Here is a 14,994-nt window from a genome sequence, read left to right on the forward strand (position 1 = left end):
GGTGGTTGACCGAGCTATCAGCGGCTTGTCGCTGCCTCATGATTAACTAGAGGAAACCGACCAGCCGAAGGAGTGCTTTGACCACTGAAGCGCTTTTGCCGCTGCCCGAGATTCCCGAACCCGAGGGCGCCCTGTCGGCAGCTCAGCTACCGATTGCGCGGGTTCTGGTCGATTCCTCGTTGCCGCACCTGGATCGTCCCTTTGACTACCGAATTCCAGCTGAGCTGGACGAACAAGCGCAGCCCGGGGTGCGGGTCAAGGTACGCTTCGCTGGCCAGGAGCTCGCCGGATATTTGCTGGAGCGGGTAGCCACTGCCAGCACCGAACATCGACTGGCCAATCTCAGTAAAGTGGTTAGCCCGGTACCGGTACTGACCCCCGAGATTCTCAGCTTGGCGCAGAGCGTGGCGGCCCGATACGCCGGCACGGTTTCCGATGTGCTGCGGGTAGCTATTCCGCCGCGGGTCGCCAAAGTGGAGCAGAGCTTTACAGCCGCGCAAGAGCCGACGTTGCTAAGCGTTACGCTCTCCGCCGATCTCTTCGACGGCTTTGATCTAGCGCGGCCATTTCTTGAACATTTAGCCGCCGGAGGCAGCCCGCGCGGAGCATTCACCGCGCTGAAAGGCTACGGCCAATTGTCCTGGCATCGGCAAATAGCTCAAATGATAGCTGTCTGTGCTGGTAGCGGCAGGGGAGCGATAGCAGTAGTGCCGGATCAGCGCGACCTAGAATTACTGAGCAGCGCAGTTGCTGAATTACTGGGGGAGCAGAGCTTCGTTCGGCTGACCGCTGAAGATGGACCAACTCCTCGCTACCGAAATTTCTTGAAGCTACTGAGCGGCGAAGTCACCATTGCGCTGGGCACTCGTTCGGCAGCCTTCGCCCCGGTGCAAAATCTCGGCTTGTTGTGTTGCTGGGACGATGGTGATGATCTGCTGATCGAAAAACGGGCACCCTATCAGCATGCCCGCGACGTTCTGCTGCTTCGAGCCGAACAACACAGTAGTGCGCTGGTCTTGGCCGGCTATTCCCGAAGCACCGAAGTCCAACGGCTGCTGGCTACCGGCTGGCTGCAGGCCATCGCGCCACAACGATCTGTCACGCGGCGCCTTGTGCCGCGGGTGATTAGTACCAGCGATAGCTTTGAAACTGAACGCGACCCGCTCGCGCAGCTGGCCCGATTGCCACACCGGGCCTGGCAGGTTGCCCAACAGGGTTTATTACAGGGACCGGTGCTGGTCCAAGTGGCTCGGGGTGGTTATGTTCCGGCGCTAGCTTGCGATAGCTGCCGGGAGTCTGCACGCTGCACGAAGTGTGCTGGTCCGCTCGGTCAAAGCAAGGCTGGAGCAACTGTGCAATGCCGCTGGTGTGGCACACCGGAGCATAAATTCGTTTGCCCGCACTGTGGTGGCCGCAAACTACGGCGCACCGTCAGTGGTGCGGCACGTACCGCTGAGGAACTGGGCAAGGCGTTCCCCAAAGTGCAAATAATTTCCTCGGCAAACGATCACGTGAAGGCCTCGGTGCCCGATAAGCCGGCCCTGGTGGTGGCCACCGTGGGCGCCGAACCGGTGGCGACCAATGGCTACGCCGCAGCGTTGTTGTTGGACGGGGATACCTTGATGCGGCGTGAGAATTTGCGTGCCGCGGAGGAAGCGGCGCGGCGGTGGTTTTCTGCTGCGGCTTTAGTACGAGCCGCTGGTGATGGTGGCACGGTGGTGCTGACCGCAGCGCAAACCGAGGCTTCCGCCGCTTTGGTTCGTTGGGATCCGGCAGGTTTTGCCGAGCGTGAGCTAGCGGAACGAAGCTCCCTTGCTTTACCTCCCGCGGTGCGCATGGTCGCGATCACAGGTGCTTTGTTAGCGGTCAGAAATTTCCTAGCTCAGCTGGAGCTGCCCGAAGAGGAACAGGGAATTAGGATTGTCGGCCCCACTTTGCTCAATAGCTTTGCCGCGAGCCCCGGTGATGAGGAGTATCGGGCGTTGATCTTTATTCCTTATGGGCTGGCCCAACAGGTGTTGGCCGAATTGCGCTCGACCAAGGCGAGCCTCTCAGCCTCCAGGTATGCAGCGCCCGTGCAGGTTCGCGCAGACGGTATTGACCTGCTCTGATACTGTGTTGCATTCAGCTGGAGGAGTTTTCTTAGGCTTTCTTGCTGCCCCGCAACTCAACGGCTTCTTCAGCCATTGCCAGCAGTGCTTGGGCGGACTGCTGCCAACTGTAGGTAGCGGCCCGTGCCAGCGAAGCCTGCGAGCGGTGTTGCCACTCGCCGGGCTCGCTCAGCTTGGCGACAGCAGCCGCAAAGGCGGCGGAGTCATCGGCGGGGACATAGCTCGCTGCATCTCCACCTACCTCGCGGAAGATCTCGGTGTCGGCTACCACTACCGGGGTGCCCAGGGTCATCGATTCGACAAGTGGCAGCCCGTAGCCCTCGGCCTTGGAGAGCGTTACTAGCGCGGTAGCGGTGGAGACTAACTGGTCGTACTCGGCGTCACTCACTCCGTTGTGGAAGACTACCTTCGCGCCAGCGGGGATCAGTTCTTCAAGCTCGGACTGGCGCTGCGGAGTGATCCGGCTGAGTAGGTGCAAGGTGAATTCGGGAAGCTCCGCCATGCCTCGGATCATGGTTTCCACGTTCTTATAGGGCATGAAGGAACCCATGTAGACCAGGCTCTTTTCCGGCTTCTGCGCGGGGTCCCGTGGTTTCTTGCCCGGTTGCGGAGCATTGCCAATAATTCTGATAGGTCTTTTAGTGAGCCGGAATTTCTCAATCAGTGACTGTGAGGTTGCAGAGATGGTTGCCACTAGGTCGGCGCGGTTGAGTAGCACTCGTTGCGGCCAGTAAGCCTTGTGATAGAGCCGCCAGAGGATGCGTACCGGTAGTGGCAGGAACCCCGGTGGTTCCGGGTGCTGATAGTAAATCAGATCTTGCAGGGTCAAGATGAGACCATATTTCCGCCCCCAGGAGCCCATCGTCTGCAGCGGGGTAAAGACCGCGTCTGGGCCGAGTGGATTGACCTTGCGGCTAATAAAGAGCTCCATCGGGGACAGCGGGCTATTGACCTTGACCCACGGAACCTCGGGAAGCAGCTTGAGTTGACGTTCATCGTTGATCAGCATGGTGACGTCCGCAATTTTCGCGGTGGCCTCGATCAAGCTGGCACCGTAGCGACTAATTCCGTCGTGGAAATCTGTGCGAGTGAACCTCGCGTCCATCACAATTTTCATTCACTGGCTTTCGAGCTGAGCGGATGTGCGGTCAGGAAACGCTCAATGGCTTGAGCGGCAGGTAGCGGGGTTTCGTAGTGAATGAGATGGCCGACGCCGGGAATGACCTCCAACTCTGCCTCGGGTAAGAGCTGCAGTAACTTGTGCTGCGCCGGCAAGGCGGCTATTTCATCCTTCTCACCGGCGATCAGCAAAGTGGGAAGGGTGAGTTTCTGGGCAACTTGTCTAACATTGCCGCTGATCGAGGCTTTGAAGGCCTCCAGTAACATGTCCCGATTGGCGAAAGAGCTGAAATAGGCGTGGTGCTGCCCGTGGATGAATTCGAGCAGTTCCGGGTCTTTGGTTTTGGCCATCGTCACGCTCATCACTTGAACGATGAGACCGTTGCGCAGCAGGGACTGCCCCAGTTTTTCCGGTAATTTAGCGGACGACCAATAGTAAAACTGAGCCAGTTTGGAGAGTACCCCTCGTGGACCCTCCAGGGCGGGGGCAGCTATTGGATTAATTAGAATTAGCTCGCTGACTTTTCCCGGGTGCTGGGCGACAAGGTGGCTCGCCACAATCGAGCCGAAAGAATGGCCAAGCAGCACGACGTCGTTGGACAGTTTCAGTGCAGCGATGAATTCGCGCAAAAATTCTGCGTAGCCAGCGATGTCATGAGTGCGCTGCGCAAATGCTTCGGATTCACCAAAACCGGGCAAATCGGGCATCAACAGTCGATGCCCTGGCAGTGCCTCGACCACGCGCTCTAAACCGTGGTGATCTCCGCGGAAACCATGCACCACCAGAATCGTTCGACTCGACTCGGTGACCGGACTGGCCGGATACTCCCAGTATTGTGCTTGGGCACCGGCGATCCGTACCGATTTTCTGCTCGCTCTATCCTGCAACTGCGGTTCGTAACGGTTCATTCGACCTTCCTGGGGTCAGAGCCGACCCGTTGATTGCGGTCGAGTTGGGCGATTCGCGCCATCAGCTGTGCGGGCAGGGCGGCGGTAGGCAACTCGAGGTTCTGCTTCATTCGAGCTGGGCTGGAGGCCTTCGGAATGGCGCTAATGCCTAGTTCACGCAACCAGCACAGGGACAGTTGCGCCACGCTCAACCCGGTCTCCTCAGCCAGGGCGAGCAGTTGCGGGTCGTCCAGAATCTTGCCGCGGGCCAGCGGGCTCCAAGCTTGAGTGAGGATGCCGTGTTGGGCGTGAAAGGCTCGCAGCGGCCCTTGTTGCAACCAAGGATGCAGTTCCACCTGATTCACCGCCGGCACCACGGAACTATCTTGGAGCAGGCGTTCTAAATGCTCTGGCAGGAAGTTGCTGACGCCGATCGAACGGACCTTGCCATCGGCTAGCAGGGTCTCGAAGGCGCGATAGGTTTCGCGATAGCGATCTTGCTTGGGGGCTGGCCAATGAATCAGAAAGAGATCGAGATAATCAAGGCCGAGTCGTTGCCGAGACTCTTCAAAGCCCTGCAATGCCTTGTCGTAGCCCTGCTGATCGTTCCATAACTTGCTCGTGATGAAGAGCTCGTCCCGGCGCACCAAGCCGTCAGCGATGGCCTCACGAACCGCTCGGCCGACGCCCTCTTCGTTCAGGTAGAGCGCCGCGGTATCAATCAGTCGATAGCCGACCTCAATTGCCTGCCGCACCAGGGTGGCGGTCTGCTGGGGCGGAACTTTGTAAACGCCGTAGCCTTGACGTGGAATCCGCGCGGCCGAATTTAGGGTAAACAGCGGCGAAGTCATGGTTCGACTTTACCGGTTGGTGGGTAGCTCGGTGGCACTATCTTCCACCAGGCGGCGCGCCGTCGCTTCATCCAGAATGAGTTCGGTGGCTAGGCCGGCCGCTAATGCGCCGCGTAGTCCGTTGATCTTTGATACCCCTGAGACCACGCAGATCCTACGCCGAACATTGCGTAACAGAGCTAATGGCGGGCCCGAGGAGCGAGCGTTCAACGCGATCCCGTTGTCGCTGCCATCGGCTCGGAAAAACACTGTGGCGACGTCGCCGACCACCGAGCTAGCCGCCAACTCGTCCAAATCGGTCTCATCCAAATAACCGCCGGTGTAGACGTGACTGGGCACGTCGGCGTCGGTGGAGCCGACGCCGAAGACGGTCATAGTCATTCGTTCTTGTAACCGCAGCACGCGCTGCACGCTGCGTTCTTGCCACATCGCTACTCGGGTTTCAGGTCGGTCAAAGAAGGCGGGTACCGGGAATTGCTCGACCTTCGCGCTATAAGCCTGACCGAAGCGGCGCAGGATTTCGGAGGCGTAAGTAATACCGCTGGTACGGGTATTGCCCGCACCGTTGAGTTGCACGATTGTGCAATCGTGAGTGGATTTCTGCCGCAGATGGCGGCTCACCGCGCTCAGGGTGGAACCCCAGGCCACCCCGATAATCGCATTTGAATCCACCAGCGGGGTGATGGTCCGAGCGGCTTGCAGGGCCACCCGTTCCAGAACCTCACCTTCGTTGAGCGTGTCCGGTACCGGCACAACATGCGCGTCGACACCGAACCTTTTGCGGATTTCACGCTCCAATTCAGGAGTTCTCTCACGGGGTGAACGGATCTGAATCTGCACCAGTCCGCTGTTACGAGCGGCCGAGAGCAGCCGTGAGACGGTTGAGCGGGAGGTATGCAGTTCGTGGGCGATAGCGTCCATTGTCTGGTCTTGCAGGTAGTACATCTGGGCGGCCCGCAGACTGTCAGAATTATTCAAGGATTGCTGACGGGGCATCGTCTCATCACCATTCTGCACGTTTGTGCATTTAGCTTGACTGAATTTTCACGTTACTTAAAGAATAGAACGTATGACGCAGCAGCAGAACACAGTGGTTCCTTCGAGTAGTGAGCGAGAGAATGTTCGAGCTCTTCGGCAACGCCCGCGAGCCCAGGTTCTAGTCATTGGCGGCGGCATCAATGGTGTCGGCACTTTCCGCGATTTAGCCCTGCAGGGCGTCGATGTGGCCCTAGTGGAGCGCGGCGACTACTGCCAAGGTGCCTCCGGCGCCTCCTCGCATATGATTCACGGCGGTATCCGCTATCTGGAAAACGGCGAGTTTAGACTGGTCAAAGAATCGGTTCAGGAGCGTAATGGCCTGCTCAAAATTGCCCCTCACTATGTCAAACCGCTAAAAACGACCATTCCGATCTTCTCCACCGTTTCCGGTGTGCTCAACGCCCCGCTGCGCTTCCTCACGCATAAGCAGCAGGGCAAGCCGAAGGAGCGCGGTGCGTTCCTGATCAAACTGGGGCTGAGCCTTTACGATTCTTTCTCTCGCGACGGCGGCAGCGTGCCGCGTCACCAGTTCCAGGGCCGCAAGAAAGCCCTGCAGACCCTGCCGAAACTGAATTCAGGAATCAAGTACGCGGCCACCTATTTCGACGCCTCGGTGCACAATCCCGAGCGGCTCACTCTGGACGTGCTGCGAGACGGTGAGCAGGCCGGTCTGAGTGCCGAGGAATCTCGGGCCCGAGCCAGTAATTACCTGGCGGTCAACAGCATCTCGGCGGACGGCGTCGAGCTAGTGGATCAATTGACCGGTGACAGTTTCAGCTTCACCCCGGATCTGATCGTTAACACCACCGGTGCCTGGGTCGACGAAACAAACGCTGCGATGGGTGCTGCGAGTTCCTTTATGGGCGGCACCAAGGGCTCGCATATTGTGCTTGAACACCCCGAGCTTTTGGCGGCCTGCGCTGGCCGGGAGATCTTCTTCGAGCACACTGACGGCCGGATTGTGTTGATTTACCCGATGGGGGACCGGGTGCTGGTCGGCACCACCGACGTCGACGCCGATATGCGTGAAGATGCCGTCTGCACCGAAGAAGAGATTGACTACTTCTTCGATTTGATCGGCCATGTCTTCCCGAGCATTGAAGTGGCGCGCGAGCAGATCGTCTACTCCTTCTCCGGCGTCCGCCCGCTACCTAAACACGACGCCACCCAGCCCGGTTTTGTCTCCCGCGATTACCGGATTGAGCGCGCCGATCGTTCGGTGGCCGGACGTCAGATCCCAGTGCTCAGCCTGGTGGGCGGCAAATGGACAACTTTCCGTGCTTTGAGCGAGCATCTGACCAACGACGTGCTGGCTTTGCTGGGGAAGCAGCGCAAGGTTTCCACCGCGAAGCTGCCGATTGGCGGTGGTGTTGATTTCCCCGCTACCGAAGCGGCCGTCGAACGTTGGATCCTGGACCACACCAGCGAGCAAATCGATGCCGAACGGGCCTTGGTGTTGCTGACTCGCTATGGTTCGCGAGCAAATCAAGTGATCGAATACCTTGAGGCAGGCGAGGACAAGGTATTAGATTCGACTCATGAACTAAGTGTGCGCGAAGTGGCATATATCGCGTCACACGAACAAGTCGGCCATTTGGTCGATGTGCTGATTAGAAGAACCTCTTTGGCTTTCCGGGGCCTGGTGACCGAGGAGTTGCTCGCCGAACTGGCGTCCGCTCTGCGTGGTCCACTGGACTGGAACGAGGAAAGAGTCGACTTCGAAATCCGGCACGCAGAGTTTGTCCTGGATCACTATCATCGGGTCCAGGTACAAAGCTTGGTGGCTTAAAGGCAGTTGGGGGCCTAAACATCAAGAACGCCGGTTTTCGCTCGGAATCGGTTGAACATTCCTATTGAGGAGTCAAAGACGATGAATCTTATGGAGATATTTCTCTCCGAATTACTTGGCACCGCCGTACTGATCCTATTGGGAACCGGCGTTGTCGCCAATGTTGCCCTCAAGGGGACGAAGGGCAACGCTGGCGGTACATTGATGGTCAACTTCGGCTGGGGCCTCGGCGTCTTCGCCGGCGTCTACGTCGCCTTCAAGTCCGGGGCGCACTTGAACCCTGCCGTGACCGTCGGTGTTGCAATCAATAATCTGATGCAGGGCAAGCACGAGTTCGTGCCCGGCGTGGATATCAATATCGGCACCATCGGCCTGTACATTCTGGCCCAATTGCTCGGTGCCATTATTGGCGCAGTAGTGTGCTGGCTAGCCTATAAGCAGCACTTCGACGCTGAACCGGAACCGGCGAACAAGCTTGGTGTATTCTCCACCGGCCCGGCTATTCGAAACACCGGTTGGAACCTTGTCACCGAAATCATCGCTACCTTCGTGCTGGTCTTCGTGGTGATCCTCTTCGCCGGTACGCCCAGCGGCCTTGGCCCGCTCGCCGTCGCGCTCTTGGTGGTTGGCATTGGCGCTTCGCTCGGTGGTCCCACCGGTTACGCCATTAACCCTGCTCGTGACCTCGGCCCGCGTATCGCGCACGCCTTCCTGCCGATCAAGGGCAAGGGCTCAAGCGACTGGAGCTATTCCTGGATTCCGGTGGTTGGCCCGCTCATCGGTGGTGCGATTGCCGCCGTGGCCGCCCCGCTGGTGTCAGTTTGGGTCAAATAAGCCAGTAATCTCCGCACTCACAGGCATCGACAAAGGAGTTCATCATGCCGCAGTACGTAATAGCGATTGACCAAGGCACCACCTCGAGCCGAGCAATTGTCTTTGACCACGATGGCAACATCGTCTCCACCGGTCAGAAAGAGCACGAGCAGATCTTCCCGAAGGCAGGCTGGGTTGAGCACAATGCGACCGAGATCTGGGACAACACCCGTGAAGTGATTGGCAGCGCGCTTTCCAAGGCAAATCTGACCAGGCACGATATTGCCGCGGTTGGCATCACTAATCAGCGTGAGACCGCTGTGGTCTGGGACAAAAACACCGGTGAGCCGGTGTACAACGCGATTGTCTGGCAAGACACCCGCACCCAGGACATCGTGGATCAGCTGGCTGCCGACGGCGGAGTAGACCGCTTCAAAGACAAAGTTGGCTTGCCGCTGGCGACCTACTTCTCCGGAACCAAGATCAAGTGGATCCTGGACAATGTCGAGGGCGCGCGTGAGCGGGCTGAGGCTGGGGACTTGCTCTTCGGCAACACCGACTCCTGGGTTACCTGGAACCTGACCGGCGGCGTCGACGGCGGTGTGCACATCACCGATGTCACCAACGCCTCACGCACCATGTTTATGGATCTGGAGACGCTTTCCTGGGATCAGTCAATTCTGGACGCCTTTGGCGTGCCAGCCTCGATGCTGCCCGCGATCAAATCCTCCTCCGAGGTCTATGGCACTGTGCACACCTCGCAATTGCTCCGCGAAGTTCCGGTCGCGGGCATCCTCGGCGATCAGCAAGCCGCGACCTTCGGGCAGGCTGCTTTCGAGGCGGGCGAGGCGAAGAACACCTACGGCACTGGTTGCTTCCTGATCTTCAACACGGCCGAAGAGATCGTCCGTTCCAAGAACGGACTGCTCACCACTGTCGGTTACAAGCTGGGTGACGCTCCGACGCACTACGCGCTGGAAGGGTCGATCGCCGTCGCCGGCTCACTGATTCAGTGGCTGCGTGACAACCTGGGGATGATCTCCACCGCTCCTGAGGTCGAGGAATTGGCTGCTGCGGTAGAGGATAACGGCGGGGTCTACATTGTCCCGGCGTTCTCGGGCTTATTTGCACCGTACTGGCGTTCTGATGCTCGCGGCGCCATTGTTGGCATGACTCGTTATGTTAATCGCAACCACATCGCTCGGGCAGCTTTGGAAGCGACTGCGTTCCAGACCCGTGAGGTGCTGGATGCGGTGAACGCCGATTCTGGCGTTCCGTTGACCGAGCTGAAGGTCGACGGCGGTATGGTCGCCAACGATGCGCTAATGCAGTTCCAAGCCGATATCCTCGGGGTTCCGGTGATTCGTCCGAAGGTCACCGAAACCACTGCGCTGGGGGCGGCTTACGCTGCTGGCTTGGCCGTTGGGTTCTGGAATGGCCTTGGGGAACTTTCCTCGAACTGGGCTGAAGACAAGCGTTGGGAACCGCAAATGGAAGCCTCCGAACGGGACCGCCAGCTGCGGCTCTGGAAGAAGGCAGTCACCAAGTCGATGGACTGGGTAGACGAGGACGTCCGCTAGCATTCGGACAGTTTCTACCGCTGAGTTCGTTGTCTAGTCTCGGTTTCGCTAGTAATTACTGGCGAAACCGAGACTAGACCGCGAACTCGCGCTTGTTTAAGGCAGCTACCAACCGGCGGCGAAGCTCAACGGGACGGTCCAGATCCGTCCATTCGATCCGGATCACCCGCCAGCCAGCCGCGACCAGGGCTTTTTCGCGGCGTCGCTCTTGGAAAATTACGTCCTCGGTGGGGGAGAAGTCGAAGTATTTGTTCTTGCCGTCGAATTCCAGGATCACCTTGGCCTCGCGCCAACCGAAGTCAGCTCGGAAACTGCCTGAGTTAGTCTCGATCACCAGCTGGGGATCCGGTTGTTCGATGTTCAAGGTACTGAGAAGCAGCCTAGTGCGGGACTCGCCCACTGATTCGGAACGTGGATCGAGAGCTGCCAGCACAGCGCGGGCGCGACGTACACCGCGACTTCCCGGCGTTTTTGCAAGCATCGTGTTCATCTGTGTCAGATTGGCTCCTTCTCGCAAGGCATGATCGCCAATCACCACCGCGCGTTCGAATCCAAGCACTCTGGCACAATCGGTCACCGTGCGTTCCAGCGAAGTGACCCTGAAGACCTGATTGCTGTTATTGATCACCAGACGTTCCTCATTCGGTGAGACCACTGAATAGTGCGAAACCAGATCAGCGGCAAAGCCGTCTCGAGACCACCGGTAAGGCAGGTTGACGTGAATCCGTTGGTCCAGTCCCCAGGTCCGCAAGCCATGCAGACGAGCAGCGCTCTGATGAGTGTAAAGATAGTGACCCGGTGCGAGCAGGGAATGTGCAGAAAGCTGTAGATCCGCGCGTTCCCAAGACTGGGTGTTTTTCCAGACTTCAGTCCTCAGATAGACGCCGCTGCGGACTCTTGTCACCAATCCGAGATCTAAAAACTCATCCAATAGCAGATGATTAATCCCTGCTTCATTGAGCTGAGGCCTGGTTTGAAGTTCTTCAGAGGGCCAGCGATCATCGAGCAGAAGTCGTCGATTCCGTAGCCGAAGTTCGCCACGCTGATCATGATGCTTTGTACCGTGGACCGGAGGGCGTGGGGCAAATTGCTGGGCTGGCGGTTGCTGATTCATGAGGAAGAGTTTCCCCTTGAACCTAACGGGATGCCATAGCGCTGAACACCATTGTGGATAATCCGCTGCGAGCTTGTCCCCCCGCCCCCCGCGAGTTCGTTACTTTGTCTCGGATTCGCTAGTAATTACTGGCGAATCCGAGACTTAACCGCGAACTCGCGGGGAGAAGTCGGGGCTTAGAACACCGTGTGGGAGATATTGTCTGGGTTGCCGAAGCGGTGCGCGGTGATTGCGATGGCCTGTTCGTGCAGGAACGGTAGCAATTCAACCCGGCCAGCCTCGGTCACCGGGCCCGCGTAGATCGCGATGTCCGGGCTCCCTTCGCTCGCGCTCAGCAGGGCTTGCTCGGCCGCGCGGTCGACGTCGCCCACCAAACGCACTCGGACGGCGCCTCTGGCTGCGACTCGATTAGCCCAGGCAGCTTGGTCCTCAACCGAGGCCGCGACGCCGAGCTGAGTCAGCGCATTCCGCACCGGTGTGCTCGGCTCGGTGGCCAGCGAGACGGTCAGCTTGCTACCCGCTCGGTGACCGGCGGCCACCACTCGCAGCATCGCAGCAGCGGAGTCAGCAACCCAACGGACCTCAACCGGCAGCGGCAGGTAACGGAACACGTTCCGCTCGACGCCAAGCGCCGAGACATCCTTGGCTACACCGAACTCGGCCGACCACTGCAGCTGATCGTCAATTACAGCACGGTTCAAGAATGCCGTTTCCTCACCAGAGAGCTCGGCCGATACAGCCTTGAGCGCCTGCTCGACGGCGGGACGCAGCGGCGCGGTCCGCTCGCCCTCGATCACAGCAGGTTGCCAGGAACCCAGGTGTACCAAGTAGTTCGGCCCACCAGCCTTAGCACCAGCGCCCACCGACGAACGCTTCCAGCCACCGAAGGGCTGACGCTGCACGATTGCGCCGGTGATACCGCGGTTCACGTATAGATTGCCAGCCTGGACTTTTTCCAGCCAAAGGCTGAGTTCGGCGGCGTCCATCGTGTGCAAACCTGCGGTCAGACCGTAGGCCGAGGCGTTCTGCAGTTCGATCGCCTCTTCCAGGTTCTTAGCGGTCATAATACCCAGCACCGGGCCGAAGAACTCGGTCAGGTGGTAGTAACTATTGGGCTGTACCCCGGTGCGCACGCCGGGGGAGTAGAGCCGACCTTCGACGTCGAGCTTGTGGGGCTCTACCAGCCATGATTCACCTTCGCCCAAGGTGGTCAACGCGGTCTTCAGCTTTCCAGCCGCGGGTTCGATAATCGGGCCCATCTCGGTTTCGGGATTGTCTGGGAACCCGACTTTAAGGGATGATGCAGCATCAACCAACTGGTTCCGGAAACGGTCTGAATCAGCCACCGAGCCCACCAAAATCACCAATGAAGCCGCCGAGCACTTCTGCCCTGCATGCCCGAAAGCTGACTTCACCACGTCCTTGGCAGCTACATCGAGATCGGCGCTAGGGGTGACGATGATGGCGTTCTTGCCACTAGTCTCAGCTAACAACGGCAAATCCGACCGCCAGGAGCGGAACAATTTCGCAGTTTCGTAGGCGCCGGTCAGAATCACTCGGTCAACGGAAGGGTGTGAGATCAGGTGTTGGCCAATGGGGCCTTCAGCCACATCAGCGAAGATCAGCACGTCCTTGGAAATACCCGCCGCCCAGAGCGCCTCGACGACTTCTGCAGCACAGCGCTTTGCCTGCGGCGCGGGTTTGACGATCACGGTGCTGCCGGCGGCCAGCGGAGCCAGGATTGACCCGGCGGTGATTGCGATCGGGAAGTTCCACGGCGGCGTCACCACGGTAAGTTTCGAGGGCACGAAGGTCGCGCCCTGAACCTGCTCTAGCTTGGTGGCGCTCAGCGCGTAGTAGTTGGCGAAGTCAATCGCCTCGCTGATTTCGACGTCGCCCTCGGCTAGCGTCTTACCGGTCTCACTAGCGGCAACTTCGATAAGCTGGCCGCGTCGTTTGGAGAGTTCGATGGCGGCGCGTCGCAGCAGCGCAGCCCGGCCTTCGCCGCCCTGGGCAGCCCACTCGGCCTGCGCCGCAAGAGCTCGCTCAATCAGTACGTCAACCGCTTCATTGCTATCAAAAGCAGCGCTGCTCACTAAATCGACACCAAGCTTTGACGCTGGCACCTTAGCGAGAACTTCGCGGCCCCAGGCCCGAACATTCGGCAGCGAGGAATCAGAGTCATCGGCATTCGCAAAGCCGCTCGCAGGCAACTGTGGCGCCCGGTCAGTTTGCTGCCGACGGTTGGGTTCCGGTACCTCGGCGTCGAGCTCAGCCAGCGAGGCTAGGAAGCGCTGAGTCTCACGCTCCAATAGCTGCGGGTTCGAGGTCAGCTCGAAGACGGCAGACATGAAGTTTTCCTGGCTGGCGTTCTCTTCCAGCCGTCGGATCAGGTAGCTGATGGCCACATCGAACTGCTGCGGCTTGACCACCGGGGTGTAGAGCAGCAGTGAGCCAACGTCCTGGCGCACCGCGTCAGCCTGATCCTCGGCCATACCGAGCAACATTTCGAATTCGATCTGTCCGGAGACACCGCGCTGCTCAGCCAGCAGGTGAGCGAAGGCAATATCGAAAAGATTGTGCCCGGCGACCCCAAGCCGCACTGCGTCGGTGTTCTCGGGTTGGAGCGCCCAGTCCAGGCAGCGTTTGTAGTTAGTGTCGGCGTCCTGCTTGGAGGCTACCGTAGCGAGTTCCCAGCCGTGCATGGCTGCGTCGACCTTCTCCATCGCCAGGTTCGCGCCCTTGACTAGACGGACCTTGATTCCCGCTCCACCGGCGGCGCGGCGGGCTTTGGACCATTCGGTCAGGTCTTGCAAAGCGCCCAGGGCATCGGGCAGATAAGCCTGCAAAACAATGCCGGCTTCTAGGGTGCGTAGTTCCGGACGATCAAGGATGCGCTTGAAAACAGCAACGGTGAGATCGAGATCGTGGTATTCCTCCATGTCCAAGTTAATGAACTTGGGTTCGGCCGAGGACGCAGCGTCCAGATAAAGCGGTACCAAGCGCTCGGTGATCTTTTGCACGCTCTCTTCGAACGCCCACATATTGATCTGGGCGACCACCGAGGACACTTTGATCGAGACGTAGTCCACATCGGGGCGGTTGAGCAGCTCTTTGGTACCTGCCAATCGAGCATCGGCTTCTTTATCACCCAGCACCGCTTCGCCGAGCAGGTTGATATTGAGTCGGGTGTGATCGTGCTTGAGCTTGGCGATCGATTGGCCGAGCTGGCGGGGGCGGGCATCCACGATCAAGTGGGCGACCATCTGGCGGAGAATGGCCCGGGCTACCGGCACCACGGCCCAGGGCAGCAACGGTGCGAAGGCCCCGCCGATCCGCACGCCAGCTTTCATGTACCAAGGGAGGAATTTGGGTGTGCTGCGGGCTAGCAGGGCGAGATTGCGGGCGGCGACGCCGAGATCTTCGGGCCGCACCACCCGATCCACGAAACCGATGGTGAAGTCAAGACCATTTTGGTCTTTAAGTACTTCGGCCAGCAGGGCAGCGGAACTAGCCGCTTTTTTGGCTGAATCGGAAACTGGTGTTTCCAGCCATTTTCGAACCAGAGCGACGGCGTCGTCGGCGATTTCTGCGGGGCGTGGGTTTACTGGAGCAAACATTTGAGGCATATGAGAAGACCTATCAAATGACGGGCCAGCCGTGATTTTAGGGTTGACGGGTGGCCGATCGG

10 protein-coding genes are annotated in these 14,994 nt (G+C 59.1%); 4 read left to right on the forward strand and 6 right to left on the reverse strand.

The annotated features are described in order from the left end of the window. Window positions 1-77: 77 nt before the first annotated feature. Window positions 78-2,111, forward strand: coding sequence for a primosomal protein N' (locus tag UM93_RS04770; protein ID WP_045074007.1), 2,034 nt, complete (start codon window positions 78-80; stop codon window positions 2,109-2,111). 31 nt (window positions 2,112-2,142) lie between these two features. Here the strand turns inward: UM93_RS04770 and UM93_RS04775 are convergent, their stop codons facing one another. Genes UM93_RS04775 through UM93_RS04790 form a run of 4 tightly spaced genes read right to left on the reverse strand, consistent with a single transcriptional unit; the run spans window position 2,143 to window position 5,965 of the window. Beyond that, on the reverse strand, window positions 2,143-3,228 hold the full coding sequence (locus UM93_RS04775; protein ID WP_045074008.1) for a glycosyltransferase family 4 protein: 1,086 nt from the start codon (window positions 3,226-3,228) through the stop codon (window positions 2,143-2,145). Then, the gene (locus tag UM93_RS04780; protein ID WP_045074009.1) at window positions 3,225-4,139 is read right to left on the reverse strand and encodes an alpha/beta fold hydrolase; all 915 of its coding nucleotides are present in this window, start codon (window positions 4,137-4,139) and stop codon (window positions 3,225-3,227) included. Before UM93_RS04780 ends, UM93_RS04775 begins: the two co-directional genes overlap by 4 nt. Further along, window positions 4,136-4,969 (reverse strand): aldo/keto reductase, encoded by an 834-nt coding sequence (locus UM93_RS04785; RefSeq protein WP_045074010.1) that lies wholly within the window; start codon window positions 4,967-4,969, stop codon window positions 4,136-4,138. Before UM93_RS04785 ends, UM93_RS04780 begins: the two co-directional genes overlap by 4 nt. A gap of 9 nt (window positions 4,970-4,978) precedes the next feature. After that, window positions 4,979-5,965: a sugar-binding transcriptional regulator gene (locus UM93_RS04790; RefSeq protein ID WP_045074012.1), complete on the reverse strand. Its 987-nt coding sequence runs from the start codon at window positions 5,963-5,965 to the stop codon at window positions 4,979-4,981. Window positions 5,966-6,038: 73 nt separating this feature from the next. On the opposite strand from UM93_RS04790, the gene UM93_RS04795 reads away from it, so the two are divergent. The 3 genes from UM93_RS04795 (at window position 6,039) to glpK (ending at window position 10,189) form a co-directional block, all read left to right on the forward strand. Beyond that, a complete protein-coding gene (locus tag UM93_RS04795) occupies window positions 6,039-7,796 on the forward strand; it encodes a glycerol-3-phosphate dehydrogenase/oxidase (RefSeq protein WP_045074013.1) in 1,758 nt (585 codons plus the stop codon). 81 nt (window positions 7,797-7,877) lie between these two features. After that, window positions 7,878-8,630: an MIP/aquaporin family protein gene (locus UM93_RS04800; protein WP_045074015.1), complete on the forward strand. Its 753-nt coding sequence runs from the start codon at window positions 7,878-7,880 to the stop codon at window positions 8,628-8,630. Between the two features lie 44 nt (window positions 8,631-8,674). Next, complete coding sequence (glpK, locus tag UM93_RS04805) at window positions 8,675-10,189, forward strand: glycerol kinase GlpK (protein WP_045074016.1); 1,515 nt, start codon at window positions 8,675-8,677, stop codon at window positions 10,187-10,189. A gap of 73 nt (window positions 10,190-10,262) precedes the next feature. Here the strand turns inward: glpK and UM93_RS04810 are convergent, their stop codons facing one another. Then, a complete protein-coding gene (locus tag UM93_RS04810; protein ID WP_052663628.1) occupies window positions 10,263-11,303 on the reverse strand; it encodes a PDDEXK family nuclease in 1,041 nt (346 codons plus the stop codon). A gap of 176 nt (window positions 11,304-11,479) precedes the next feature. Then, a complete protein-coding gene (locus tag UM93_RS04815; protein WP_045074018.1) occupies window positions 11,480-14,932 on the reverse strand; it encodes a bifunctional proline dehydrogenase/L-glutamate gamma-semialdehyde dehydrogenase in 3,453 nt (1,150 codons plus the stop codon). Window positions 14,933-14,994: the final 62 nt, after the last annotated feature.

It is taken from the genome of Psychromicrobium lacuslunae (assembly GCF_000950575.1).
Taxonomy (GTDB): Bacteria; Actinomycetota; Actinomycetes; order Actinomycetales; family Micrococcaceae; genus Renibacterium; species Renibacterium lacuslunae.